The sequence below is a fragment of the Paractinoplanes hotanensis genome, assembly GCF_023717965.1.
Lineage (GTDB): Bacteria > Actinomycetota > Actinomycetes > Mycobacteriales > Micromonosporaceae > Actinoplanes > Actinoplanes polyasparticus.
Genome location: NZ_JAMQOL010000032.1, coordinates 38,043 through 63,226, shown reverse-complemented (window position 1 = coordinate 63,226; position 25,184 = coordinate 38,043). Strand labels below are relative to the sequence as shown.

The following is a 25,184-nucleotide window of genomic DNA, read 5'->3' as shown; positions in this document are numbered from 1 at the left end:
CCACTGTCTCCGAGAATGATAATGATTGTCAAAACCGCATATGTCTAGAGCGCCTTGGCGACGATCACGGCGATGAGCAGGCTGAGGATCAGCAGGCGAAGTACGCGGGTCGACGGGGTCTGCACCGGCCAGGTGGTGAAGGTCAGCGCGATCAGGCCGACCGCCAGCACGGCCAGCAGCGCGGCGCCGACGATGCCGGGCAGGAACAGGCCGGCGATCATCACCACCAGCGCGACGATGAACGCCTTGGTCGGGCTCACCTTGGACAGGCGTTGGATGGGTGTCACTGGCCACTCCTGTTCGCTGCGTACCCTCGTCGCATGCTTGTGCTGAACCGCTTTGTCGTCCCGCCCGACACCCAGGACGGCTTCGTCGTGCAGGCGCACGCCGCGCTGGCCGCTCTCGCCGCCTGCCCGGGCTACCTCTCCGGTCGGCTGACCCGCGCGATCGAGGACCCGGCCGCGTGGACCCTGCTCACCGAGTGGGAGTCCGTCGGAGCCTACCGGCGGGCCCTGGGCGCCTTCGACGTCAAGGTGCACGCCACCCCGCTGCTCGCCCGGTCGGTCGACGAGCCGTCCGCCTTCGAGACGCTGGCCAACGCTTCGCCGGGCGGCGCGGTCGAGGTCGCGGAAAGTGACCGGGCCGCCGAGCCCTGGCGCTGACGACTAATGTTGGCGTCATGACGACGGCGCCGCACGTTCCCGCCCCGCCGCCAGGGCCGGGTGTCCAGCCGCCGTTCCCGGCCCCGCCCGTCGAGGGCAAGGGCAAACGCATCGGCTGGGGCCTGGGCATCGGTGCCGGTGTCGTGCTGCTCATCTGCGGTGGCGGCGTGGCCGCGCTGATCGGGCTCGGCACCTCCGTGCAGGGTGCGCTCGACGAGCAGGCGCACGCCGCCGTCGACGACTACCTCGAGGCGCTCGAGGCGCGGCTCTACGACGACGCGTACGGGCAACTCTGCGCCCAGGCCAGGCGGGCCGAGTCCGCGTCCGAGTTCCGTACCCGCATCGAGGGCGGCCAACGGATCACCGACTGGCAGCTGGGCGCCCTCGACACGATCAACATGACCGTGCCGGTCGATGCCACCTACGAGGACGGCCAGCGCGACCAGCTGGAGGCCTCGCTCGACCAGAACACGTCCACGGGCGCGTTCGAGGTGTGCGAGCTCGGGGAGTAATCTCTCCCTTTGTCCTGATCGTACGTCCCGATTCTTGTCCCCGCCGACACCCAGCCGGCGTAGGAGGAACATGCCCGCCGACCGTATCGACTCCGTCGTCAGCCTGGCCAAGCGCCGCGGCTTCGTCTTCCCCTCCAGCGAGATCTACGGAGGAACCCGCTCGGCCTGGGACTACGGTCCGCTGGGCGTGGAGCTGAAGGAGAACGTCCGCCGCCAGTGGTGGCGCACGATGGTCCAGCAGCGCGACGACATCGTCGGACTCGACTCCGCCGTCATCCTCTCGCGTGACGTGTGGGTCGCCTCCGGCCACGTCGAGGCGTTCACCGACCCGCTGACCGAGTGCCAGTCGTGTCACAAGCGCTTCCGGGCCGACCACCTCGAAGAGGCGTGGGAAGAGAAGCACGGCTCGCCGCCGGGGTCCCTCGCCGAGCTGAACTGCCCCAACTGCGGCAACAAGGGCACCTTCACCGAGCCGAAGAACTTCAACGGCCTGATGAAGACGTTCCTGGGCCCGACCGAGAGCGCCGAAGGCCTGCACTACCTGCGGCCCGAGACGGCGCAGGGCATCTTCGTCAACTACAACAACGTGGCCACCGCGGCCCGCAAGAAGCCGCCGTTCGGCATCGCCCAGATCGGCAAGAGCTTCCGCAACGAGATCACCCCGGGCAACTTCATCTTCCGTACGCGCGAGTTCGAGCAGATGGAGATGGAGTTCTTCGTCGAGCCCGGCACCGACGAGAAGTGGCACGAGTACTGGCTCCAGGAACGCTGGAACTGGTACCGCGGTCTCGGCCTCTCGGAGAGCAACCTGCGCTTCTACGAGCACCCGGCGGAGAAGCGGTCGTTCTACTCGACGCGCACGGTCGACATCGAGTACCGGTTCCGGTTCGGCGGCACCGAGTTCGCCGAGCTCGAGGGCATCGCCAACCGCACCGACTACGACCTGTCGACCCACTCCAAGCACTCCGGCGTCGACCTCTCCTACTTCGACCAGGAGAAGCAGGAACGCTGGGTGCCGTACGTGATCGAGCCGGCGGCCGGCCTCACCCGGGCCGTGCTGGCGTTCCTGCTCGAGGCGTACGACGAGGACGAGGCCCCGAACACCAAGGGCGGCGTCGACAAGCGCACGGTCATGCGCTTCGACCCGCGCCTGGCGCCGATCAAGGTGGCGGTGCTGCCGCTCAGCCGCAACCCGGAGCTGTCGCCCAAGGCCCGCGGGCTGGCCGAGACGCTACGCAAGCGCTGGATCGTCGAGTTCGACGACTCCCAGGCGATCGGCCGGCGCTACCGCCGCCAGGACGAGATCGGCACCCCGTTCTGCGTCACGGTCGACTTCGACACCCTGACCGACGACGCGGTGACGGTCCGCGACCGCGACACCATGAAGCAGGAGCGGGTCGCCCTCAGCCGGATCGAGGACTACCTGATCAAGCGCCTGCCCGGCTGCTGAGTCTCAGAACTCGAACCCACCGGGCCGGTCGTTGCGATCGGCGATGAGCCCGGCCAGGGTCGCCACGGCGATCTCGGCCGGCGTCCGGGCCCGGATGTTGAGCCCGATCGGCCGGTGCACCCGGGCGATCAGCTCCTCGCCCACACCCCGAGAGCGGAGGGCCGCCACGTGCGGCCCTTCCTTCTTGGGGTTCCCCATGATCCCGACGTACCGGGTCTCGGCCGCCAAAGCCTCCACGAGCACGTCCCCGACCTCCGCCCGATCATGGTCGGTGAGGACGACATCGGTGTTCGCATCGAGGTTGGCCGCCGCCAGGTCGCGCACGACCCTGTCCCCACGGGCCCGCGGCGTCCCGGTGAGCCTGGTCGCGTCCGGCTCCACCAGCACAGTCTGAAAGCCCAGATCCGGCGTGAGCCGCAGAATCGCCTCAGCCACCGGCGACTCGAAAACCACAACCAGCCGCCGCGCCCCGTTCTCAACGCCCATGAGTCGACTGTGCCAGACCCGCGCTCTGTCCACAGGCGGCCCGGTCTTGATGCCAGACAGGTTGTCGCGCGTCTAGTATGTGCCCGCGCGAAGCGGTTCTGGACAAACGGAAACCCCGGCCGCATGCAAGCAGAGGCTGTCCGGGGTTTTCGGTCAGAACTCTACCGGACACTGGGGGAGGAGGCCATGAGATGCGTGCCGACCTGACCGAAACGAGAACTATGACCCGCCGGCTGTCGCCCGAAAGGCTGGGGCCGTATGTCGTCGCCGCCGGCGGCGACATAGCGGCGGCACTCGATCTGTACGCCTGGAACACTCACGTGTCGGCCGCCCTGGCGACGACGATCGGCCACGTCGAGGTCGTTCTGCGGAACGCAATTCACGAAAACCTGTCAAGCTGGTCCACTCGCCGGTTCGCCGAGCCCAGGTGGTATCTGGATCCCGGCCGCCTTCTGCAGCCACGCCAGGCCGAAGTGGTTCGAGGTGTGCGGCGACGGCTTCGTGGGCGCGAAAGTCCAGGACATGTGGTGGCGGAGTTGAGTCTGGGTTTCTGGCGTTACCTTCTGGCCAACCACTACGACGCGACACTGTGGCGCCAGACCCTTCACCAGGTCTTCCCGGGCCAGGCTGATCGCCGGATAATTCAGGACGCGATCGCGGTGGCCCATCTTTCGCGCAACCGCGTGGCGCATCACGAGCCGATGTTCAACCGGCCGATCGCCGACATCCGGTTCGCCGCTCTCGAGCTGGTGGGCTGGGTCTGCCCAGTGAGCAAGAACTGGATAGAGCGGCGCTACTCGGTGAGCCGGGTCCTCTCCGGGCGACCCTGGCCACCGCCACTCTAGGCGGCTGCTGCGGCTGCTTCGGCGTCCCATTTGCTGATGACCACGCCGAGGATGAAGAGCTGCAGGGCGGGCGTCAGACTGGGGAGTTCCACGTTCACGTCGCCGCGCCAGAAGCTTGTCTTGCGGACGCTGCCGACCCGGGTCTCGCCCAGCACCAGCTCTTCCTCGCTGGCCCAGATGGAGCGGCGGCGGAAGTGGTAGGTCTGGCCGTCCGCAGTCACCGTCCAGCGCTTGCGGCCCACGCGGTCGGCGGCGGCGAGGACCGTGTCCGAGTCGTCGGTCATCGTGTACTTGTTGCCCCAGCCGTTGGAGCGGACGCGGTAGCGGCGGCCCTCGAGCGTGAACTCGCCGCCGCTCTTCCAGGTCGACTTGTCCCACGTGGCGATCTCGCGACCACGGTCGGTCACGACGTAGTTGCTCTTCCAGGCGCTGGTCTTCCGGGCCTCCATGAATCAAAGATACGAAGGAAGGGCAACTATCCTGTACGACGTGACTGCACCGCTCATGCTCGGCGACCACGCCGTGAAACCGCCCGTTGTGCTGGCCCCGATGGCGGGGATCACGAACGTGGCCTTCCGGCGACTCTGCCGTGAGCAGGGCGGGGGCGTCTACGTGTGCGAGATGATCACCACGCGGGCGCTGGTCGAGCGGATCCCCAAGACGCTCAAGATGATCGCGTTCGACGAGGACGAGGATTTTCGCAGTCTGCAGCTGTACGGCGTCGACCCGGACGTGACGGCGGCCGCCGTGCGGCTGGTCGGCGAGGACGGGCTGGCCGACCACATCGACCTCAACTTCGGCTGCCCGGTGCCCAAGGTGACCCGGCGCGGCGGGGGGTCGGCGTTGCCGTGGCGGCGCCGACTGTTCGGTCGGCTCGTGCGGCAGGCCGTCGAGGCGGCGCGGCCGTACGGCATTCCGCTCACGATCAAGATGCGTAAGGGCATCGACGACGACCATCTGACGTACGTCGAAGCCGGTCTGGCCGCTCAGGAGGCGGGCGTGGCCGCGGTGGCGTTGCACGCGCGCACGGCCGAGCAGCGCTACTCGGGTAATGCCGACTGGGATGCGATCGCCACGCTCAAGCAGGCGCTCGACGTGCCCGTGCTGGGCAACGGCGACATCTGGGAGGGCTCGGACGCGCTGCGCATGGTCGAGCACACCGGGGTCGACGGCGTGGTGGTGGGCCGTGGCTGCCTGGGCCGGCCGTGGCTCTTCGCCGACCTCGAGGCCGCCTTCACGCAGGGCGCCGACTACAAGCCCGTGCTGCCGGTGCTGGGCGAGGTCTCAAAGATCATGTCGCGGCACGCGGAGTTGCTGGTCGACGCGCTCGGCGACGAGAAGCACGGCTGCGCCGACTTCCGCAAGCACGTCGCCTGGTATCTGAAGGGCTTCCCCATCGGCGGCGAACTGCGGCGGCGGCTCGCCATGATCTCGTCGCTGGCCGAGCTGGACGACCTGCTGGGCAAGCTCGACCCGGGCGAGCCGTTCCCGGTGGCCGAGCTGGGCAAGCCGCGTGGCCGGATCAACGCCCCGGGCAAAGTCTCCCTGCCGCACGGCTGGCTCGACAGCCGCGACGACGACATCGTCCCCGAGGACGCCGAGATGGAGAACAGCGGCGGCTGACCGCCCTGTGGATATCGGCGTTCGCTGGTGGCCGCTCGCTGTGGACAACGGTCTCGTTTCGCTTGACAGCGCGTAAGTTCCATCCCGATCCCCGAGGCGGGTGGGGGCTAGGGATGGCAGCGGCGGCCACGGTAAGATCAACGGCGAGCGATCAGCGCTGTGAGCAGCAAGGGCACGGCGCAGAGGGCGAACAGCAGCGGCATCTCGAGCGGAAGCGCGAAGGTGGCGTAGAGCAGCACGGCGAAGACCTCCCCGCCGAAACCGGCCACCGAGAGCACGGTGGTGCGGGCCGGGCCGGTGATCGTGTCCTGGAGACGGGTCTCCGAGCGGATGATCGAGTACTCGAGCAGCCCGAACGCCGCCGAGACCGCGACCATGCCGGCCAGGTGGGGGACGAGCGCGCCGACAGCCAGCAGTGCTGCCGCCAGCGGGAGCGTCACCAGCAGCGGGAACGGGCGTGACGCGAGCGCGCTGCCGGCAGCCATGGCGAGAGCCGTGACGGCGTAGAGCAGTGGTACGGCCGCGGTTGACGCACCCTTCTCCTGGGAGAGCAGCGGGAGGTATTCGTCGAGCGCGGTGAAGCCGGGCACGAGGGCCGCCACCAGGGTTGCCCGGGCCACGAGGCGGGAGCCGAACGCCTCGCGCACACCGCCCTTGAGCGTTGCCCAATAGCTCGCGGCCTCATCTTCGGACGACGAGGGATCGGACGACGAGGGATCGGACGACGAGGGATCGGACGACGAGGGATCGGACGACGAAGAAGGGGAGGAGTCTGGACGGGAGCGGTTTTCGGGCAGACGCAAGGCGAGTAGCGCGCCGGCCGTCTTGATCGCGACGCTGAGGGCGCCGACCAGGGCGTAGCCACCCCACTGCCAGGCGGGCGTGGCGACCAGAGTCGCGGCCAGCATGGCCAGGATGGCGATGGTGCCGCCGCGGCCGGCCACGCGGGCGTAGTCCGCCTCGCTTCCGGACGCGGCCAGGTCGTCGTACACGAGGGCTTCGAGCGAACCCGACGCGAGCGACCCGCCCAGACCCCAGAGCACAAAACCCAGGGCGAAGCCGGGGTACGACGGCCAGAGGATCCACAGCAGGTATCCCGCAGCCGTCAGCAGCTCACCGAGCGCGTACAGCCGCTTGCGGGACCAGGCGTCGGCGAGCGCGCCGGACGGGACCTCGGCGACGAACGCCACCACCGACCAGATCGCGAACAGCGACGAGACCTGAGCAGTCGAAAGACCAGTGTCGGCGAACAGCAGCGCGTACACCGGGTAGAGCGGCACGGCCTCGGAACAAGCCCGCACCGCATAGAAGGTTCAGCGTCAACGTGGAGGAGACATGCCCTCAGTCTGACCCGCCGGTCGGGGGTGGCTCAACCGAGTTTCGCCTCGTCGGCGGCGGCCCGGCCGGACTCCCAGCCCTCCAGGCTGTCGACCCGGCTGCCGCGCGACCGCACCGTACGGGGGAAGGACTTCTGCATGGCCTCGCGCACCTGGAGTTCGCGGTTGCGCAGCACCGGCAGCAGATCGCCGGGCTGGGCGGCGATCTCGTGCCGGGTCGCCGCGGCCAGACGCTCGCCGATCCGGGCACCGTACGCCACCAGGAAGCTTCGCCGGAAGGCCTTGATCCGCGCCTTGCCCTTGGCCGGCTCGTCGCGCGCCATCGCCCGGTTGGCCTGCACCAGCAGCGACGTGTAGAGCAGTTCGACCCCGTCGATGTCGGCGTCGAAGCCGAAGAGCGTCGAGAAGCCCAGCTCGGGCGACCACACGGTGTGACAGTGGTTGGCCCGCGCCACCGCGTCGAGCAGGCTCGCCTTCTCGCTCTCGTAGGGGTGGTCGACGCCTATCCGCCGCGCGAAAGGCACCACCTCGGCTCGGTTCACGCTGGTCAGCGCCTCGGCGATGCTGTGCCGGGCGATCAGTTCCTGCGCCTTGGCCGAATACGCCTCGGCCTCGGCCGGGAAGTCGGTCGACTCGGCCTTGGCCAGCAGGGCTCGCACCCGTTCCAGAACGCGGTCATCCGCGGCGGGTGACCGGTTCACGCCGATTGTTCCGGGTGGGGGAATGAGCACCTCGACGGCCGGGAGCCGGCGCAATTCGGTGAGCAGCCCGAGCGACGAGTCGAGCAGCGTGATCCGGTCGGGCCGCCGCGACGGCGCCGCCGGCAGGGAGGAGACCTGCTGCTGCCAGCGGGGATCGGTGTCGGAGAACCGGGACGCGTACGCCGCCGCGCCGGAGGCGACGAGCCCGGCCTTCACCGGGTCGCCGAGCCGGGCCACCACCCGGTGCAGCTCGGCCGGCTGCCAGCCGCCCCGGAACAGCCTTTCCAGGGCATCGCGGAGCGCGGCGCCCAGCGCCGCGTCGACCTCAGCGGCCGGGGCGACGGTCAGAGCGTCCAGACCGGCCTCGTACGCGATCGCGCCGCCCACGACGTCGCGCAGGACCTCCGGCACAGACACAGGTCAAACCCTAGAGAACGCAGGTGGGGAGGGCCAACGTGGCCCTCCCCACCGTGCCTGGCGTCCGAGGATCAGACGTCCATGTCGTTCTCGATGCGCTTGAGCTGGTGCCGGGCCATGGCCAGGTTCGACCGGTCGCGTCGTAGCGCCACGTAGAGGAACAGCCCCTTCCCGGCCCGGCTCGTCAGCGGCCGGATCAGGTGATACTGGCTGTCCAGGGTGATGAGGATGTCCTCGATCTTCTCGGTGATGTTGAGCATCTCCATCGCCCGCAGCTTGGCCCGCACCACATCGGTGTTGCCGGCCGCGGCGACCGTCAGGTCGAGCTCCTTGCCGCCGCCCACGGTGCCGAGGGCCATGCCGCTCGTGTGGTCGACCAGCGCGACGCCGACGGCGCCGTCGATTTCCATGATCTCTTTGAGTGCGGTGTCCATGTCAGCCATGGATTTGTCCTCTCACGCGGTGGGATGGCGGTCCGCGTCTCGTCGGCGGACCGTTCGGAACGAGCGGGGCTCAGCCCGCTGCCTGCCGACGGCGGGCATTGGTCGACAGGGTGGCCATGGGTGTGCGCCGGGCGAGGGGGCTCGGCGGTCCCGCCTGTTGCGGGATCTCCGGCCGTACGAGCGGCTTGTTCTCCAATTTCAGGATCCGCACGAGCCGGCGGACGCACCGGCGCGCTTCCAGGTGCACCATGGCCAGGTTGGCGTCGCCCGTGGTGACCAGGGTGAGCAGGGCGTCCGGGCCCGCGGTGTACGAGGTGATGTAGCCGCGGTCGCACTCCACCACCGACTCCCGCAGCTCGCCGTGGCTGACGGCGTGCGCGAAGCGGCGGGCCAGCGCCAGGTGCGCGGCGGCCAGCGCGGCGATGCTGTCCGGCTCGATGCCGTGGGCGTCGTGGGCGACCACCAGCCCGTCCGTGGTGGCCAGCACGCTGCCGGAGAGTTCGTGCAGCCGTCCTCGCAGGCGGTCGAGCTCCTCGAGCACCGCCGGGTCCACCGTCATCGGAGCCTCACTCCTTCTCGTGCGGGGGTGCGCGTGTCACCGCAAGGCCCGCAATGCGGTGCGGATGCGCTTGAGCAGGACTTCGTCGGTGCCCTGATGCACCGGCGGAGGTTCGCCGGCGAGCTCCTTGGGCAGCTTGGCTCCGGGTTTGCGGCGGGCCAGGCGGGGCGGCCGATAGACCAGCTGATTGGCCCCGGACTCCTCGGCGAGGGGGTGACGCGGCGGGTCGGGGGGTGGATCGGGAGCCGGTACGGAGGCGCGTGCGCCGGCCACCACCGGAACGGCCGGGGTCTCCTGCGGCCGTACGACCGGGCGCTGCACGTCCACGGCGGTGCCCCGGGCCCGGGGCAGCCGCACGAACTCCGGCGTCTCGGTGCGGGCCTCGGGCAGTTCGAGCAGGCCCATGGCCGCCATCCGGCGCAGCTCCTGGATCGTGGCGTAGCCGGCCCGGCCGAGCAGCAGCGCCAGATCGGCCGGCGTGCGCTGGCCGTCCGCGTGCACCAGCAGCTCCCACTGCAACGAGGTGAGCGTGACCCGCTCCCGCGGCGGACGGGTCACCGGGGCGACCGCGGCGGTGTCGACCCGGCCGTCCGGGAAGATCTCGTCGAGCAGGCCCACCCGGCGGCCCACCTCGCGGTTGATCGCCGCCGGATCGACGTGCACCACCGGACCCAGCCAGTGCGTCGCCCCGGTCAGGAACTCCACCGGCGCCGCCGCCGACGAGAGCACAAAATAGGCCGCGTCGTAGATCGCCCCCAGCACGCAGAGCTCCAGCTCGCCCTGGGTCAGGTGACCCTGCTCGACCAGCAGCCGGCCGACCCGGGCGGTCGAGGTGCCCAGGTCGAGCGCGTTCTGCCAGGTGCGCCCGGCCAACCGGCCGGACGCGGTGAGCAGCTCGCCGACCCCGGGCGCGGCCGGCGACTCGGCGTAGATGACCCGGCCCTCGAGGACGTAGACCGCGCCGCCGGGGTGGCCGCCGACCACCAGCACGCCGGTCTGCCGTTCGCCGGCCACCTGCGTGAGCAGGCGTCCCGGCGGAACGGTCTTCGAGGCTGTCACGGTCAATCCCATCCTCGTTAGGAAGCGACGAGTTCGTCGGCGAGTTTCTGCATGCGGCGGCGGGCCACCGCGAGGTTGCCCTGCGCCCGGTCGAGCCAGACGTAGAGCACGAGCCGGCTGTCGAAGTCGGTCCGGACCATCCGCAGCAGGTGGTAGCCGCCGGCGGTTGTGATGATCAGGTCTTCCAGCAGGTCGTGCGGCAGGGCCGAGACGTACAGCGAGCGGCTGTTCGCGGCCTGCACCACGTCAGCCGTGCCGGCCGCCGCGGCCTCGTGGTCGGAATTCGGTGCGGCCCCGGTCGTGGCGACCGGGAAGCCGGTGGTGTAGTCGACGATGCTGGCGCCGACAGCGCCAGGAATCGCCATGGCCTCCTGTAGACAGTGGTCGACGCCGGGCACATCTCTCCTCAGCGCTGCGCTGCTCCCGCCGTGCCGTGCATCGTTGCCGCGGTCATCGGCGAGCCTCCGGTCGGTTCGGGCGCCGCGCCGCTTCACGTCGCCTCGCCGTCACCGTGGGCCATCCTCCGGCCGGGGGACGGCGGTCAGTCGCACCCGCTGTGCGTCATGGTCGGCGGCCGTGCGGCAGGGCCCGGGAAGCGCGTGTTGCGCTTCGGGCCGACCCGAAGGCGGCGGGCGGTGAGGTGGCCGAGAGCACCCGGACCGCCGCCACCACGCGCAGGGCCGGCTGGAATCACGGACACATCCTCAGCGGCATCGAGCTCAGCGGCATCGAGGACCGTCGCCGGACGCCGGGTGCGCTGTTTCCAGCAAGGCACAATTCAGTGTGGCGCGTAACATGATCGCCACTTCTCGATGAAGGGAACGTGTATGCCGAGCCAATGGGAGCAGATCGTCGTCGACGCGGAGGACCCCGCGCGGCTGGGCCGGTGGTGGGCCGAGGCGCTCGGCTACGTGATCGTGCACGACCAGCCGGGCGAGGTGGAGATCCGCCGCAGCCGCGACGAGTTGCCCGGCCTGCTCTTCGGCGTGTCGGCCGAGGCCAAGACGGTCAAGAACCGCCTGCACATCGACCTGCGCCCGGACGACCAGGAGGCCGAGGTCGAGCGCCTGGTCGACATGGGGGCCCGGCACGTCGACATCGGCCAGGGCGAGGTGAGCTGGGTCGTGCTGGCCGACCCCGAGGGCAACGAGTTCTGCGTCCTGTCCTCGAAGCGCGAATAGGCAGCCCTAGGGTTGACCCCATGCAGGCGTTCGAGGCCCAGCGCTGGATCCCCGAGCCCGCGAAGGACAGCGGCTACGGACGTACGCCCTATCAACGCGACCGGGCCCGGGTGCTGCACTCCGCCGGGTTCCGCCGGCTCGCCGCCAAGACCCAGGTGCACACGGCCGGGTCCGACGACTTCCCGCGGACCAGGCTGACGCACTCCCTCGAGGTGGCGCAGATCTCGCGCGAGATGGGCGAGCGGCTCGGCTGCGACCCGGACGTGGTCGACGTGGCCGGGCTGGCCCACGACCTCGGCCACCCGCCGTTCGGCCACAACGGCGAGCACGCGTTGCACCAGGTCGCCGAGTCGTGCGGCGGCTTCGAGGGCAACGCGCAGACGTTGCGCGTGCTCACCCGGCTCGAGGCGAAGGTGCCCGGGGCCGGGCTCAACTTGACCCGGGCCTCGCTCGACGCGTGCTGCAAATATCCGTGGGCGCTCGGGCCCGGGCGGCGCAAGTTCGGGGTGTACGCCGACGACCGGCCCGTCTTCGACTGGGTGCGGCCGGCCGAGCTGGGCGAACGGCGGTGCCTGGAGGCGCAGGTGATGGACTGGGCCGACGACGTCGCCTACTCGGTGCACGACGTCGAGGACGGGGTGCACGGCGAGTACATCAAGCTGTTGCCGCTGCTCAGCGACCCCGACGAGCGGGCCGCGCTGTGCGCCGACGTCGCCGCCGCCTATTCCGACGCGCCGGTCGACGAGCTGGCCGCGGCCCTCGATCAACTGCTGGCCGATCCGGTGGTGCGGGAGGTCGCCGGCTACGACGGCAGCTACGCCGCGCAGGTCGGCCTCAAACGGATGACCAGCGTGCTGACCGGCCGGTTCGTCGCCTCGGCGGTCGGCGCGACCCAGAGCCGGTACGGGACGGATCCGGTACGGCGCTACGCCGCCGACCTGATCGTGCCGCGCACGGTGCGTAATCAGTGCGCGCTTCTCAAGGGCATGGCGTTGCGGTACGTGATGCGGACGAGAGCGGCCGAGGGCTGGTACGAGGAGCAGAGGGTCATCCTGGTCGAGCTGGTGGCGGCGATCCTGCGTACGCCGGACGCTCTTGACCAGGTCTTTGCCCCGATCTTCAAGGCTGCGCAGAGTGATGCCGAGGCGTTGCGGGTGGTGATCGACCAGGTGGCGTCGCTGACCGACACGGCCGCCGTGAACTGGCACCGGACCCTGGTGGCAGCCCGGGCCTGAGGCGAGGCAGGATGTATGCCGTGGCGGGACGGGTCAAGGACGAAGACATCGCGCTCGTCCGCGACCGCACGTCGATCGCCGACATCATCAGTGAGTCGGTGACGCTGCGTCCCGCGGGCGGCGGCAACCTCAAGGGGCTGTGCCCCTTCCACGACGAGAAAACCCCGTCGTTCACGGTGGCACCGGCCCGCGGCGTCTACTACTGCCACGGCTGCGGCGCCGGTGGCGACGCCATCAAGTTCCTCATGGACGCGGAGCACCTGTCGTTCATCGAGTCGATCGAACGGCTGGCCGGGCGGGCCGGCATCCAGTTGCGCTACGACCTCGACGGGGCTCCCAGCGGGCCGCGGCCGCAGGTCGGGCAGAAGCAGCGGCTGCTCGCCGCGCACACCGCCGCGGCCGACTTCTATCGCGACCAGCTCGGCACGCCGGGGGCCCGCAAGGCCCGCGAGTTCCTGGCTCAGCGCGGCTTCGGGCGGGAGGCGGCCGAGCGCTACGGCTGCGGCTTCGCGCCCGACTCGTGGGACGCGCTGGCCAAGCACCTGCGGCAGAAGGGCTTCACCGCCGAGGAGCTGAACACGGCCGGGCTGACCAAGCCGGCCCGATCGGGCTCGCTCATCGACCGGTTCCGGCGTCGTCTGCTGTGGCCGATCCGCGACCTCTCGGGCGACGTGATCGGCTTCGGCGCCCGCAAGCTGTTCGACGACGACGACGGCCCGAAATACCTCAACACGCCCGAGTCACCGCTCTACAAGAAGTCGCACGTGCTCTACGGCATCGACCACGCCAAGCGCGAGATCGCCAAGCGCGGCCGGGCGGTGATCGTCGAGGGCTACACCGACGTGATGGCCTGTCACGAGGCGGGCGAGCCGACCGCGGTCGCCACCTGCGGCACGGCGTTCGGCATCGATCACATCGGCGTGCTGCGGCGGCTGCTGATGGACAGCGACAGCTTCACCGGCGAGATCATCTACACGTTCGACGGTGACGCCGCCGGGCAGAAGGCCGCCCTGCGCGCCTTCGAGGAGGACCAGCGCTTCGTCGGGCGCACGTTCATCGCGGTCAGCCCCGACAACATGGACCCCTGCGAGCTGCGGCTGGCCCGGGGTGACCTGGCCGTCCGCGACATGATCGCCGGGCGTGAGCCGCTGGTCGACTTCGCGCTGCGGCACACCATCAGCCGCTTCGACCTGGACACGGTCGAGGGTCGCGTCGAGGCCATGCGCAAGGCGGCCCCCCTCGTCGCCAAGATCAAAGACCGGGAGAAGCGGCCCGAGTACGCGCGGAAGCTGGCCGGCGACCTCGGGATGGACCTGGAACCGGTGCAGCGGGCCGTCGCCGCCGCCCAGCGCGGCGCCGAGTCGGAGCAGCAGCCGCGCCGGCCCACGCCGGTCGCCGAGGCCCCGCAGCGGCTCGTCGAACGTGAGGCGCTCAAGCTCGCCCTGCAGGAGCCGGTGCTCGCCGGCCCGATGTTCGACGTGGTCGGCCCCGAGAACTACGCCGACCCGGTCTACGCGTCCATCCGCGTGGCGGTCGACGGCGCGGGCGGGGCGTCCTCGGTGTCGTCCGGCGGCGTCGTGTGGATCGAGAAGGTGCGTGACACTTGCACCGACCTGGCCGGGCAGGGCCTGATCTCCGAGCTTGCGGTCGAGCCGCTGCGCGTCGACGGCGCGGTCGACCCGATCTACGTCCGCAAGACGCTGGCCCGCCTCCAGTGGGGCGCGGTGACGACCCGGATCCGTGATCTCAAGTCCAAGGTGCAGCGGATGAACCCGGTGGCCAACAAGGACGCCTATCTCGCCCTCGCCGGCGAGCTCTTCTCGCTCGAACAGCAGGCCCGTGCCCTGCGCGACCAGTCAGCAGGTGCAGAGTGAACTTCCTTCGGCGGAAGCCGTCCCTCCCGGCGGCGCTCAAGCCCCGGCTCTCGCCCGACGAGCGGGTGGTGGCGTGGTCGCTGGTCGCCGGCGACAAGGCGGTCGTCGCGACCAACCACGGCCTGTGGCTGCCCGGCTCGCCCGAGTTCCTGGGCTGGCACGACATCCACAAGGCGGCCTGGTCGGGGCGTGAGCTGCGGATCACCCCGGCCGAGATCGCCGAGGAGCGGGAAAGCTACACGGTCTACGTCGACGGCCCGATCCTGACGTTCCTGCTGCTCGAGCCGGGTGACCTGCCCGACCAGGTACGCACCCGGGTGACGAAGTCGGTGGCGTACACGACGCACCACCCGCTCGCGTCCGGCGCGGGCGGGGTGCGGGTGGTGGGGCGGCGCGTCGCCGGTCGCAACGGGCTTACGTGGGCGGTCCGCTACGACGCGGGGACGCCGGTCGAGCTGCCCGCCGTCGTCGAGCTGACCGACCAGCTGGTGGCCACGGCCCAGGGCACGATGGCCGCGCCGGACTGAATTCCGGTCGTTTCTGTCGTACCCCCTCTCTAGGGTCTGCCCGGTGGACTCTCTTATTCACGCCCGCGGCCTGATCAAGCGGTTCGGCGACTTCACGGCGGTCGACGGCATCGACGTCGACGTGCGCCGCGGTGAGGCGTTCGGCTTCCTCGGGCCCAACGGCGCGGGCAAGAGCTCGACCATGCGCATGATCGGGTGTGTGTCGCCGCCGACCGGCGGCGTGCTCGAGATTCTGGGCCTCGACCCGCGGCGTGACGGCCCGCGGATCCGGGCCAAGCTGGGCGTCTGCCCCCAGCTCGACAACCTCGACATCGAGCTGACGGTGCGGGAGAACCTCACCACCTACGCGCGCTTCTTCGGCATCCCGCGTAAAGAGGCCCGCCGCCGGGCCGACGAGCTGCTCGAGTTCGTCCAGCTCGCCGAGCGGGCCGACAGCAAGGTCGAGCCGCTCTCGGGCGGCATGAAACGCCGGCTCACGATCGCCCGCGCGATGGTCAACCAGCCCGAGATGGTGCTGCTCGACGAGCCCACCACCGGCCTCGACCCGCAGGCCCGCCACCTGGTGTGGGAGCGATTGTTCCGGCTCAAGCAGCAGGGCGTGACGCTGGTGCTCACCACCCACTACATGGATGAGGCCGAGCAGCTGTGCGACCGGCTCGTGGTGATGGACGGCGGCCGCATCGTCGCCGAGGGCTCGCCGCGGGCGCTGATCGAGCGGTATTCGACCCGCGAGGTCGTCGAGCTGCGCTTCAACACCGACGATCAGGCGGCCTACGCCGACAAGCTGGCCGGCATCGGCGAGCGGCTCGAGGTGCTGCCCGACCGCATCCTGCTCTACGTCGGTGACGGTGACGGCGCGGTCGACGAGGTCAACCGCCGCTCGCTCAGCCCGGCCGGCGTGCTCGTGCGCCGCAGCAGCCTGGAAGACGTGTTCCTGCACCTCACCGGCCGGACGCTGGTGGACTGATGACGGCCACGCTCTCCGTTCTCGAATACCACCTGGTCAACTACCGTCGCACCTGGCGGTCGAGCGCGCTGTCGACGCTCGTCATGCCGCTGCTCACGCTGCTCGGGTTCGGCGTCGGCGTCGGCGCCTACGTGCGGGGCGGCATCGACGGCGTGCCCTACATCGACTGGATCGTGCCGGGCCTGATCGCGTCGACGGCCATGCAGGCGGCGTTCGGCGAGGCCACCTGGCCGGTGCTGAGCTACTTCGAGTGGCTCAAGGTCTATTTCGCGCAGGCCGCGGCGCCCCTGCGGGTGGCCGACATCATCGGCGGTCATCTCGCCTTCATGCTGTTCCGGGTGCTGCTCACGGCGGCGGCCTTCCTGGCGATCGCGGCGCTCTTCGGCACGCCGCACTCGTGGTGGGCGCCGATGACCCTGGTCGTGGCGCTGCTCGTGGGCATGGCCTCGGCCGCGCCCACCATGGCGTACGCGGCCGGCATCACCAGCGACAGCTATCTGATCATCCTGATGCGGTTCGCCGTGCTGCCGATGTCGTTGTTCTCGGGCGTCTTCTTCCCGGTCGAATCGCTGCACGTGCTGCTGCGCTGGGTGGCCTACGTGTTCCCGCTGTGGCACGGCGTCGAGCTGAGCCGCGACGCGATGCTCGGCCGCGACCCGGGCCTGTTCGGCATCGTGCACGTGGCCGTGCTGCTGGCCTGGTGTGCGGCCGGTTGGCTGCTGGCCAACGCTCGTTTCCGCCGACGGCTGGTGGTCTGATCATGGTGAGTCTGGTGATGCCGCGCCTGCTGTCCTTCGAGGGCACGGGACGGCGGGCGGCCTCGGTGACCGAGCGCAACATCTCGACGCTGCGGTCGGCCTACTGGGTGGTCATGGTGTCCGGCTTCCTCGAGCCGGTGCTCTACCTGTTCTCGATCGGGATCGGCGTGGGCGCGCTGATCGGCGACATCACGCTGCCCGGTGGCGAGGTCGTCGGCTACGCCGAATTCGTGGCGCCGGCCATGCTCGCGGCGTCGGCCATGACGGGCGCGCTGGCCGAGACCACGTTCAACTTCTTCGGCAAGATGAAGTTCGTCCGGCTCTACGAGGGCATCCTGGCCACACCCGTGCGCCCCATCGAGATCGCGCTGGGCGAGCTGGCCTGGGCCATGGCCCGCGGCGTGATCTACTCGGCCGCGTTCGTGGTGATCATGACGTTGATGGGGCTGACCACCTGGGGCCGGGCGCTGGCCATGCTGCCGGCCACGCTGCTGGTGGGCCTGGCCTTCGGGGCGCTGGGCATGGCGGTGGCGACCATCATCCGCAGCTGGCAGGATTTCGACCTCATCGCGGCCGGCCAGTTCGCCCTGTTCCTGTTCTCCGGCACTTTCGTCCCGCCCACGGCCTATCCCGCGATAGTGCGCTGGCTGATCGAGGCGACGCCGCTCTACCGCTCGGTCGACCTGATCCGCGCCCTGAGCACGGGCACCACGGGCTGGCTGCAACTGCTCGACGTGGCCTATCTGCTGGCTCTGATGGCCCTCGGCCTCACCATCGCCGGTCGCCGGATGGCCCGGCAGCTCTGCAAATAGCCCACCGGCGCCCTGAGCGTCCGCGTTCCCGATCGAGGAGAAGGTGGTTAGGGCGGGGTGGTGGCGGGCATCACGTCAGTGGGCCGTTGCGAAACGTCACCGCGGAGCCGGGGTGACGGGCCGGGCGACCCGGCCGAGGACGGTGTGCGCCTGGAGGAACCACGATGAAGCTGCGTCACGAGCACGACGAGCCCGGCGCCGAGCGCGCCCGGACGAAGGGCGCCGAGGACTACGACGTCGCCTCCACGAAGACCGGGGAGGACAAGGCGAACGACCTGTCGGCGCCGTCGCCCGACGCCGGTCCGGACAGCCCGGCCGGGCTCAAGGGCAAGGGCGTGTTCGCCGCTGTGAAGCGGACGTTCAAGCAGTTCTCGGAGGACAACGTCTCCGACTGGGCGGCCGCGCTCACCTACTACGGCGTGCTGTCGATCTTCCCGGGCGCGCTGGTGCTGGTCTCGATCCTGGGCATGCTGAGTGACGACGGCCAGCAGACCGTGCAGGACACCGTGGGTGAGATCGCCAACAACGAGCAGATCGAGGACCTGGTCAACACGGTCCTCAGCCAGGTGCAGGACACGGGCGCGGCCGGTTTCGCGGCGATCGTCGGTCTGGTCCTGGCATTCTGGTCGGCGTCCGGCTACGTGGCCGCCTTCATGCGCGCCTCGAACGCGGTCTACGACGTGCCCGAGGGCCGGCCGATCTGGAAGACGCTGCCGATCCGGGTCGGCGTCACCGCGGTCATCGGCATCATGCTGATCCTCTCGGCCGTCATCGTCGTCTTCACCGGTGACCTGGCCCAGGTCGTCGGCGAGAAGATCGGGCTCGGCGGCGTCGCCGTCACGGTGTGGAGCATCGCCAAGTGGCCGGTGCTGATTCTGCTGGTCAGCCTGATGTTCGCGATCCTCTACTGGGCCTCGCCGAACGCCAAGACGGGCGGTTTCCGCTGGGTCAGCCCGGGCGGCATCTTCGCCGTGGTGCTGTGGCTGGTCGCGTCCGGCGCCTTCGCGATCTACCTGGCCAACTTCGCCAACTACAGCAAGACTTACGGGACCCTGGGTGGTGTCATCGCCTTCCTGGTCTGGCTGTGGATCTCGAACATCGCGATCCTGCTCGGGGCCGAGCTCGACGCCGAACTCGAGCGGGGCCGCGCCATCGCCGCCGGCCACGACCCGTCCGACGAGCCGTTCCTCGAGCTGCGCGACGACCGCAAGCTCAAGAAGGGCAGCGAACAAGGCCTGAGTACGAACTGATCCGAGAACGAAAGACCCCCGGCCACCACCCTGGGCCGGGGGTCTTCTCGTGCCCGGCGCGGCCCGCGCGAAGGCACAAGCAGAGCTAGGTCAACGGCGGGTAACGAACCTAACTTTTGCTCCAGTAGACAAAAGTTAGCGATGATCTTCGAGAAGGTATGGACTCCGGAGCCACCACGCGCCTACTGTGACGGGCACAACACCGAGGGGTTACCCCGGTGTTAAGCGCCTCCGGAGGTCTTTTCGTGCACGTCGCCGACGCTCCCCACCTGCGGGTTCTTCGCCTGCTGAGGGACGAGGGACCGGTGTCCCGAGCGGAGCTGGGGGATCGCCTGGAGTTGACCCGGCCGCGGTTGCTGGCCGAGGTCGAGCGCCTCGTCGCCGCGGGCCTGATCGCCGAGGCCGGCATGGCCGCCTCGCGCGGCGGGCGGCGCTCGACGCTGGTCGAACTGCACCCGCGGCTGCGCTTCGCGGCCGTCGACCTCGGCGCCAGCTCGATCGACATCGAGGTGACCAACGGCCGGCTCGAGCCCGTGGCGACCTACCGCGAGTCGGCCGACATCCGCTCGGGGCCGCGGCAGATACTGCAACGGGTCAACGAGCTGCTGCACAAGGCTCGTACCGACGGCGCCTACGACCGGCTCGACGCGGTCGGCATCGGCGTTCCCGGCCCGGTGAGTTACCGCGACGGCGTCCCGGTGTCGCCCCCGATCATGCCGGGGTGGGACCGCTATCCCGTACGGGAGCTGCTGGCCCGCGAGCACGGCTGCCCGGCCGTCGTCGACAACGACGTCAACATCATGGCCATCGGCGAGCGCCACGGCGGCGTCGCCCACTCGGTCGACGACTTCCTGTTCGTCAAGATCGGTACCGGCATCGGCTGCGGCATCCACCTCGGCGGCACCGTCTACCGCGGTGTCGACGGTTGCGCGGGCGACATCGGCCACATCCAGGTCGACCCGAACGGCCCGGTCTGTTCCTGCGGCAACACCGGCTGTCTCGAGGCGCTGTTCAGCGGCTTCGCCCTGGCCCGCGACGCGCTGGCGGTCGCCCGCTCCGGCGAGTCACCGGCCCTGGCCGAGCGCCTCGCCGCCTACCAGGCCGCGCTCCAGGCGGCCGGCGAGGCCGGGGGCGAGGGCGACGACGAGCGCCCCGAGCCGGCCGTCCACATCTCCGCCCGCGACGTCGCCGAGGGCGCCGCCGAGGGTGACGTCACCTGCATCCGTCTGATCCGCGAGGGCGGCCGCCGCGTCGGCGGCGTCCTGGCCACCCTGGTGTCCTTCTCCAACCCTTCGATGATTGTCATCGGCGGGGGCCTGGCCCTGCTGGGTCATGTGCTGCTCGCCGAGATCCGCAGTGTGGTCTACCGCCGGTCGCTGCCTCTGGCTACCGGCAACCTCCCCGTTGTCCTTTCGGAGTTGGGCAGCCGGGCCGGCGTCACCGGCGCCGCCGTGCTGGCCAGCGACACGGCTTTCGAGCAGGCATCATGACCATTCCCGCCCCGCGCGACGGCGCAACGGCCGACGCGTCCACCGCCCTCAAGACCGATGAGACAGTGCCCGCCCCGCCGGTCGACGACAATGGTGAGGGCCCCGGCGACGTGGTCCTGCGCCTGACCGACGTGGTCAAGACCTTCCCGGGCGTCCGTGCCCTCGACGGCGTGCAGCTCGAGGTGCGCGCCGGTGAGGTGCACTGCCTTCTCGGGCAGAACGGCGCCGGCAAGTCCACCCTGATCAAGACGCTGGCCGGCGTGCACCACGCCGACGGTGGCGAGATCACCTGGCTGGGCGAGCCGTTCGCGCCGGCCACGCCGCAGGCCGCCATGCGCGCCGGGATCGCCACGATCTACCAGGAGCTCGACCTCGTCGACGACCTTTCCGTCGCCGAGAACGCGTTCCTGGGCCATGAGGACACCCGGTTCGGCTTCACCCGCCGGCGCTCCACAGCGTCCCGGACCCGCGAGATCCTGACCCGTCTCGGTCATGCCGAGATCCCGCCGCGGCAGACGGTGCGGTCGTTGCCGGCCGCGGGCAAGCAGGTCGTCAGCATGGCCCGTGCGCTCTCGCACGACGCCCGGCTGATCGTCATGGACGAGCCCAGCGCTGTGCTCGCTCATGACGAGGTGGAAAACCTGTTCCGCATCATCCGGGAGCTCACGGCCCAGGGCATCGCGGTCATCTACATCTCGCACCGGCTCGAGGAGATCCGCGAGATCGGCGATCGCGTGACGGTGCTCAAGGACGGCCGCACCACGGCGGCCAACCTGCCGGCCCGCAGCACGCCGACGCGCGACCTGGTGAGCCGCATGACCGGCCGCACCATCGAGTACGTCTTCCCGCCCCGCCGCCCGGCCGAGCAGCGCGACCCGCTGCTGGTGGTCGACGGGCTGAGCCGCTCGGGCGAGTTCGTCGACGCGAGCCTCACCGTGGCGCCGGGCGAGATCGTCGGCATCGCCGGACTGGTCGGGTCGGGGCGCTCCGAGCTGCTCGAGACCATCTTCGGCGCCCGCCGGGCCGACGCCGGGACCGTCACCCTCGACGGCAAGCGGATCACCAGCGTCGGCAGCGCGGTCCGCAAGGGCATGGGCATGGCGCCCGAGGAACGCAAGAGCCAGGCCCTGCTGCTCGACGAGCCGGTCTACAAGAACATGACGCTCGCGTCGTTCAGCAACTTCGCCAAGGCCGGGTTCACCGACACCGGCGGCGAGCGGAAGGCCGCCGAACGGACGGCCGACGCGCTGGAACTGCGGCCGCGCGACGTGAACCGCCCGATCCGCACCCTCTCGGGTGGCAACCAGCAGAAGGTCGTCGTCGGCCGGTGGCTGCTCGAGGACACGAAGCTGTTGCTGCTCGACGAGCCCACCCGCGGTGTCGATGTCGGTGCCCGGGCCGAGCTCTACCAGGTCATCCACGACTTGGCCGAACGCGGCGTCGGGGTGCTGCTGGTCTCCAGCGAGGTACCCGAGGTGCTCGGTCTGGCCGACCGGGTGCTGGTGATGCGCGAGGGCCGGATCATCCATGAGGCCCCGGCCGGCGAGATCGACGAGGAAGCCGTTCTCGACCTCATCATGGCCGCATCGCTCACGACTGAGTCCTTTCTGGAAGGGGAGCCAGCATGACTACCCAGACGGCGCCCCCGGAGGCGCCTGCCAAGCAGGAACGCCGGAAGCTCGACGAAGGGGTCCTGCGTAATCTGGGCCTGGTCGGCGTGCTCGTCCTCCTGATCGTGGTCGGCATCGTCACCAAGCCCGACCTCTACAGCGACCCGACCTGGGTCAAGAACAACTTCCTGACGATCCTGCAGCAGGCGTCGGCGATCGGCGTGGTCACGGTCGGCATGACCTTCGTGATCATCGGGGGCGGCATCGACCTGTCGGTCGGCGCGATCATCGCCCTGGCCGGGGTCTGGGCCACGACACTCGCGACCCAGAGCTACGGCGCCGGCGGCATGATCTTCACGGCGCTGGTCGTCGGCATCGCGGTCGGCCTCGTCAACGGCGTCCTCATCTCGTACGGGAAACTGGTGCCCTTCATCGCGACCCTGGCGATGCTGGTCGCGGCGCGGGGCCTGGCCGCTCAGATCTCCGCCAAGCAGACTCAGGTCTCGGCCAACGACACGATCAACAGCCTGGCCAGTGAGCGTCTGCTCGGTATCCCGCTGCTGGTCTGGATCCTGGGCCTGGTCGTCGCCGCGGGCTGGGTGCTGCTCAACCGCACCACCTTCGGCCGGCGCACGGTCGCGGTCGGCGGCAACCCCGAGGCCGCCCGGCTGGCCGGCATCAACGTCAAGCGGCACACGATGCTGCTGTACGCGCTGTCCGGCCTGTGCTGCGGCATCGGCGCGATCATGCTCACCTCGCAGGCGACCAGCGCTCAGGCCGCCATGGCCAACCTGTACGAGCTGGACGCGATCGCCGCGGCCATCATCGGCGGCACGCTGCTCAGCGGCGGCCGCGGCACCATCGTCGGCGCCCTCTTCGGGGTGCTGGTCTTCTCCACCATCACCAACCTGTTCGCCATCAACAACCTCTCCACCGAGGTCCAGAACATGGTGAAGGGCGCGATCATCGTGGCCGCCGTCCTGATCCAGCAGTTCCGCTACAAATCACTCACGCAATTGTTCAAGCGCTGATCTTCTTCGCCCGGATCCGCCCGGCCGGGTACCCCCTTGGGAGGAATCATGTCCGCTTTGTCCCGTAGGCGCGTTCTGTTCGGCGGCGCGGCCGTCGGCGCCGGCGCCCTTCTCACCGCCTGCACGAGCAACGAGCCCGACAACACCGCACAGGTCAACACCAACACCGACACGAACGCCAACCCGAACGCCGCGGCCGGCGAGAAGGTCATCATCGGCTTCTCGGCTCCGGCCGCCGATCACGGCTGGCTCGCGGCGATCACCAACAACGCCAAGGCGCAGGCCGCGGCGTACCCCGACGTCGAATTCAAGCCCGTCGAGTCGGGCGCCGACGCCGCCGCCCAGCGCGCCGCGATCGCGACGCTGGTCGCGCAGAAGCCCACCGTCATCGTGATGCTCCCGGCCGACGGCAAGGAGCTCGACGCGGCCGCCCTCGATGCGATGAACGCGGGCATCCCGGTCGTCAACCTCGACCGCGCGTTCCCGTCCCGGGCGGCGTTCCGTCTGCAGATCAAGGGTGACAACTACGGCATGGGCCTGGCCGCCGGCCACTACATCGCCGAGCAGCTCAAGGCCAAGAACGTCGCCAACCCGGTCATCGGCGAGATCCCGGGCATCGACTCGCTCGAACTCACCCAGGAGCGCAGCGAGGGCTTCAAGGTCGCCCTGGCCCAGTCCGGCTTCAAGGTCGCCAACCGGCGCCCGGCCGAGTTCACCGCCGACTCCGGTCAGGCCGCCGCGACGGCGCTGCTCCAGGCGCTGCCCAAGATGGACGCCCTCTGGAACCACGACGACGACCAGGGCATCGGCGTGCTCGCGGCGATCAACCAGGCCAACCGCAGCGAGTTCTTCATGGTCGGCGGGGCCGGCTCGAAGGCGGCCATCGACGCGATCGCCAAGGACGACTCGGTGCTCAAGGCGACGGTCACCTACAGCCCGTCGATGGCGTCGTCCGCCATCTCGCTGGCCCGGCTCATCGGGCAGGGCAAGGGCATGAGCGACCTGGTCGAGCTGCAGGTGCCCCAGGAGATCACTCTCGCCTCCGAGACGATCACCAAGGACAACGCCGCGCAGTACGCGAAGCTCGGCTTCTGACCGAGCCTCCCGGCCGGGTCTTTACGAACAGAGGAGAATCGATGTCGGAGCAGCTGCGGGTCGGCATGGTCGGCTACGCCTTCATGGGCGCCACGCACTCGGTGGCCTGGCGCACTGTCAACCACGCCTTCGACCTGCCGCTGTCGGCACAGATGACCGCGGTGAGCGGCCGCTCCCCGGAAGGGGTGGCGGCCGCCGCCGCGAAACTCGGATGGGCTGAACACACGACGGACTGGCGCACGCTGATCGACCGGGACGACATCGACCTGATCGACATCTGCACCCCCGGCGACACCCACGCCGAGATCGCCCTGGCCGCGCTGGCCGCCGGCAAGCACGTGCTGTGCGAGAAGCCGCTGGCCAACACGGTGGCCGAGGCCCGCGAAATGGCGGCCGCGGCGGCCAAGGCGGCGTCTTCCGGCGTACGGGCCATGTGCGCCTTCAACTATCGCCGGGTGCCCGCCGTTGCTCTCATGCGGCAGCTCGTGCGGGACGGCCGCATCGGCACGATCCGCCACGTCCGGGCCAGCTACCTGCAGGACTGGATCGTCGACCCGCAGTTCCCGCTGGTCTGGCGCCTGCAGAAGGAACTGGCGGGCTCGGGGGCGCTGGGTGACATCGGCGCCCACATCATCGACCTGACCCAGTTCGTGACCGGTCAGTCGATCAGCTCGGTGTCGGCGCTGACCGAGACGTTCGTCAAGCAGCGGCCGCTCACGTCCGGCTCGTCCGGGCTGTCGGCCGCGTCCGACGGCAACAACCTGGGCGACGTGACGGTCGACGACGCCGCCCTGTTCCTGGCCCGGCTCGACGGGGGAGCAGTGGCCACGTACGAGGCGACCCGTTTCGCGACCGGCCACAAGAACGCCCTGCGGGTCGAGCTGAACGGCTCACTGGGTTCGCTGGCGTTCGACTTCGAGCGGCTCAACGAGCTCGAGTTCTACGACGCCACGCTGCCCAGCGCCGAGCAGGGCTTCAGCCTCATCCAGGTGACCGAGTCCGAGCACCCGTACATGTCGGCCTGGTGGCCGCCGGGCCACGGCATCGGCTACGAGCACACCTTCACCCACGAGGTCCGCGACCTGATCGAGGCGATCGCCGCCGGTCAGCAGCCGACCCCGTCGTTCGCCGACGCCCTGCAGGTGCAACTCGTGCTGGACGCGGTGAGCCGCTCGGCCGAAACCGCCCAGTGGGCCACGGTGGAGCCGGCGCTCGAGCCCGCCGTCTGACAGACGTCCGTCGCGGGCCGGCGAGGGAAGG

General features: G+C 70.1%; 27 protein-coding genes. 18 read left to right on the top strand and 9 right to left on the bottom strand.

Annotation, left to right across the window (positions count from 1 at the left end; translation table 11 throughout):
• Window positions 1-44: 44 nt before the first annotated feature.
• Entirely contained in the window at window positions 45-287 is a 243-nt protein-coding gene (locus tag LXN57_RS23320; protein WP_251800301.1) for a DUF6703 family protein, read from the bottom strand.
• Between the two features lie 33 nt (window positions 288-320).
• Here LXN57_RS23320 and LXN57_RS23315 point away from each other — a divergent pair, with 33 nt between their 5' ends.
• The 3 genes from LXN57_RS23315 to LXN57_RS23305 all read left to right on the top strand — a co-directional run bounded on the left by LXN57_RS23315 (window position 321) and on the right by LXN57_RS23305 (window position 2,624).
• A complete protein-coding gene (locus tag LXN57_RS23315; RefSeq protein ID WP_251800300.1) occupies window positions 321-662 on the top strand; it encodes an antibiotic biosynthesis monooxygenase family protein in 342 nt (113 codons plus the stop codon).
• Between the two features lie 17 nt (window positions 663-679).
• Window positions 680-1,174, top strand: a complete 495-nt coding sequence (locus tag LXN57_RS23310; RefSeq protein WP_221376494.1) for a hypothetical protein — start codon at window positions 680-682, stop codon at window positions 1,172-1,174.
• A gap of 70 nt (window positions 1,175-1,244) precedes the next feature.
• Window positions 1,245-2,624: a glycine--tRNA ligase gene (locus LXN57_RS23305; RefSeq protein WP_251800299.1), complete on the top strand. Its 1,380-nt coding sequence runs from the start codon at window positions 1,245-1,247 to the stop codon at window positions 2,622-2,624.
• A gap of 3 nt (window positions 2,625-2,627) precedes the next feature.
• On the opposite strand, the gene LXN57_RS23300 is transcribed toward LXN57_RS23305, so the two are convergent.
• The gene (locus LXN57_RS23300) at window positions 2,628-3,110 is read right to left on the bottom strand and encodes an XdhC family protein (RefSeq protein WP_251800298.1); all 483 of its coding nucleotides are present in this window, start codon (window positions 3,108-3,110) and stop codon (window positions 2,628-2,630) included.
• 191 nt (window positions 3,111-3,301) lie between these two features.
• On the opposite strand from LXN57_RS23300, the gene LXN57_RS23295 reads away from it, so the two are divergent.
• Window positions 3,302-3,955 (top strand): Abi family protein, encoded by a 654-nt coding sequence (locus LXN57_RS23295; RefSeq protein WP_251800297.1) that lies wholly within the window; start codon window positions 3,302-3,304, stop codon window positions 3,953-3,955.
• Here LXN57_RS23295 and LXN57_RS23290 read toward each other — a convergent pair.
• On the bottom strand, window positions 3,952-4,404 hold the full coding sequence (locus LXN57_RS23290) for a hypothetical protein (RefSeq protein WP_251800296.1): 453 nt from the start codon (window positions 4,402-4,404) through the stop codon (window positions 3,952-3,954). The genes LXN57_RS23295 and LXN57_RS23290 overlap by 4 nt on opposite strands.
• Before the next feature lie 55 nt (window positions 4,405-4,459).
• Here LXN57_RS23290 and dusB point away from each other — a divergent pair, with 55 nt between their 5' ends.
• Complete coding sequence (dusB, locus tag LXN57_RS23285) at window positions 4,460-5,578, top strand: tRNA dihydrouridine synthase DusB (RefSeq protein ID WP_251800395.1); 1,119 nt, start codon at window positions 4,460-4,462, stop codon at window positions 5,576-5,578.
• A gap of 137 nt (window positions 5,579-5,715) precedes the next feature.
• Here dusB and LXN57_RS23280 read toward each other — a convergent pair whose 3' ends face one another.
• The 6 genes from LXN57_RS23280 to LXN57_RS23255 all read right to left on the bottom strand — a co-directional run bounded on the left by LXN57_RS23280 (window position 5,716) and on the right by LXN57_RS23255 (window position 10,459).
• Window positions 5,716-6,879, bottom strand: a complete 1,164-nt coding sequence (locus LXN57_RS23280) for an MFS transporter (protein WP_251800295.1) — start codon at window positions 6,877-6,879, stop codon at window positions 5,716-5,718.
• 68 nt (window positions 6,880-6,947) lie between these two features.
• The gene (locus tag LXN57_RS23275; protein WP_251800294.1) at window positions 6,948-8,033 is read right to left on the bottom strand and encodes a DUF2786 domain-containing protein; all 1,086 of its coding nucleotides are present in this window, start codon (window positions 8,031-8,033) and stop codon (window positions 6,948-6,950) included.
• 71 nt (window positions 8,034-8,104) lie between these two features.
• Window positions 8,105-8,476, bottom strand: a complete 372-nt coding sequence (locus tag LXN57_RS23270; protein ID WP_221376489.1) for a hypothetical protein — start codon at window positions 8,474-8,476, stop codon at window positions 8,105-8,107.
• Between the two features lie 70 nt (window positions 8,477-8,546).
• A complete protein-coding gene (locus LXN57_RS23265) occupies window positions 8,547-9,035 on the bottom strand; it encodes a roadblock/LC7 domain-containing protein (protein ID WP_251800293.1) in 489 nt (162 codons plus the stop codon).
• A 36-nt stretch (window positions 9,036-9,071) separates the two neighbouring features.
• A complete protein-coding gene (locus tag LXN57_RS23260) occupies window positions 9,072-10,094 on the bottom strand; it encodes a DUF4388 domain-containing protein (protein WP_251800292.1) in 1,023 nt (340 codons plus the stop codon).
• A 17-nt stretch (window positions 10,095-10,111) separates the two neighbouring features.
• The gene (locus LXN57_RS23255) at window positions 10,112-10,459 is read right to left on the bottom strand and encodes a roadblock/LC7 domain-containing protein (RefSeq protein WP_251800291.1); all 348 of its coding nucleotides are present in this window, start codon (window positions 10,457-10,459) and stop codon (window positions 10,112-10,114) included.
• Window positions 10,460-10,921: 462 nt separating this feature from the next.
• Between LXN57_RS23255 and LXN57_RS23250 the strand changes: the two genes are divergently transcribed.
• The 13 genes from LXN57_RS23250 (at window position 10,922) to LXN57_RS23190 (ending at window position 25,153) form a co-directional block, all read left to right on the top strand.
• On the top strand, window positions 10,922-11,275 hold the full coding sequence (locus LXN57_RS23250) for a VOC family protein (protein WP_251800290.1): 354 nt from the start codon (window positions 10,922-10,924) through the stop codon (window positions 11,273-11,275).
• A gap of 20 nt (window positions 11,276-11,295) precedes the next feature.
• Entirely contained in the window at window positions 11,296-12,510 is a 1,215-nt protein-coding gene (locus LXN57_RS23245) for a deoxyguanosinetriphosphate triphosphohydrolase (protein WP_251800289.1), read from the top strand.
• Between the two features lie 11 nt (window positions 12,511-12,521).
• Window positions 12,522-14,384: a DNA primase gene (dnaG, locus tag LXN57_RS23240; RefSeq protein WP_251800288.1), complete on the top strand. Its 1,863-nt coding sequence runs from the start codon at window positions 12,522-12,524 to the stop codon at window positions 14,382-14,384.
• On the top strand, window positions 14,381-14,911 hold the full coding sequence (locus LXN57_RS23235; RefSeq protein WP_251800287.1) for a hypothetical protein: 531 nt from the start codon (window positions 14,381-14,383) through the stop codon (window positions 14,909-14,911). The genes dnaG and LXN57_RS23235 overlap by 4 nt, the downstream gene beginning before the upstream one ends.
• Window positions 14,912-14,954: 43 nt before the next feature.
• Entirely contained in the window at window positions 14,955-15,878 is a 924-nt protein-coding gene (locus LXN57_RS23230) for an ABC transporter ATP-binding protein (RefSeq protein ID WP_251800286.1), read from the top strand.
• Window positions 15,878-16,636, top strand: coding sequence for an ABC transporter permease (locus LXN57_RS23225; RefSeq protein WP_251800285.1), 759 nt, complete (start codon window positions 15,878-15,880; stop codon window positions 16,634-16,636). The genes LXN57_RS23230 and LXN57_RS23225 overlap by 1 nt, the downstream gene beginning before the upstream one ends.
• Window positions 16,637-16,638: 2 nt before the next feature.
• Window positions 16,639-17,448: an ABC transporter permease gene (locus tag LXN57_RS23220; RefSeq protein ID WP_251800284.1), complete on the top strand. Its 810-nt coding sequence runs from the start codon at window positions 16,639-16,641 to the stop codon at window positions 17,446-17,448.
• A 164-nt stretch (window positions 17,449-17,612) separates the two neighbouring features.
• Window positions 17,613-18,698 (top strand): YihY/virulence factor BrkB family protein, encoded by a 1,086-nt coding sequence (locus tag LXN57_RS23215; protein ID WP_251800283.1) that lies wholly within the window; start codon window positions 17,613-17,615, stop codon window positions 18,696-18,698.
• 245 nt (window positions 18,699-18,943) lie between these two features.
• Window positions 18,944-20,188: an ROK family transcriptional regulator gene (locus LXN57_RS23210; protein ID WP_251800282.1), complete on the top strand. Its 1,245-nt coding sequence runs from the start codon at window positions 18,944-18,946 to the stop codon at window positions 20,186-20,188.
• 110 nt (window positions 20,189-20,298) lie between these two features.
• Window positions 20,299-21,816: a sugar ABC transporter ATP-binding protein gene (locus tag LXN57_RS23205; protein ID WP_251800394.1), complete on the top strand. Its 1,518-nt coding sequence runs from the start codon at window positions 20,299-20,301 to the stop codon at window positions 21,814-21,816.
• A complete protein-coding gene (locus LXN57_RS23200; protein ID WP_251800281.1) occupies window positions 21,813-22,829 on the top strand; it encodes an ABC transporter permease in 1,017 nt (338 codons plus the stop codon). The genes LXN57_RS23205 and LXN57_RS23200 overlap by 4 nt, the downstream gene beginning before the upstream one ends.
• Before the next feature lie 48 nt (window positions 22,830-22,877).
• Window positions 22,878-23,924 carry a substrate-binding domain-containing protein gene (locus tag LXN57_RS23195; protein WP_251800280.1) on the top strand — a complete coding sequence of 349 codons (1,047 nt, stop codon included), beginning with the start codon at window positions 22,878-22,880 and terminating at the stop codon, window positions 23,922-23,924.
• A 41-nt stretch (window positions 23,925-23,965) separates the two neighbouring features.
• The gene (locus tag LXN57_RS23190; protein ID WP_251800279.1) at window positions 23,966-25,153 is read left to right on the top strand and encodes a Gfo/Idh/MocA family protein; all 1,188 of its coding nucleotides are present in this window, start codon (window positions 23,966-23,968) and stop codon (window positions 25,151-25,153) included.
• Window positions 25,154-25,184 lie beyond the last annotated feature (31 nt).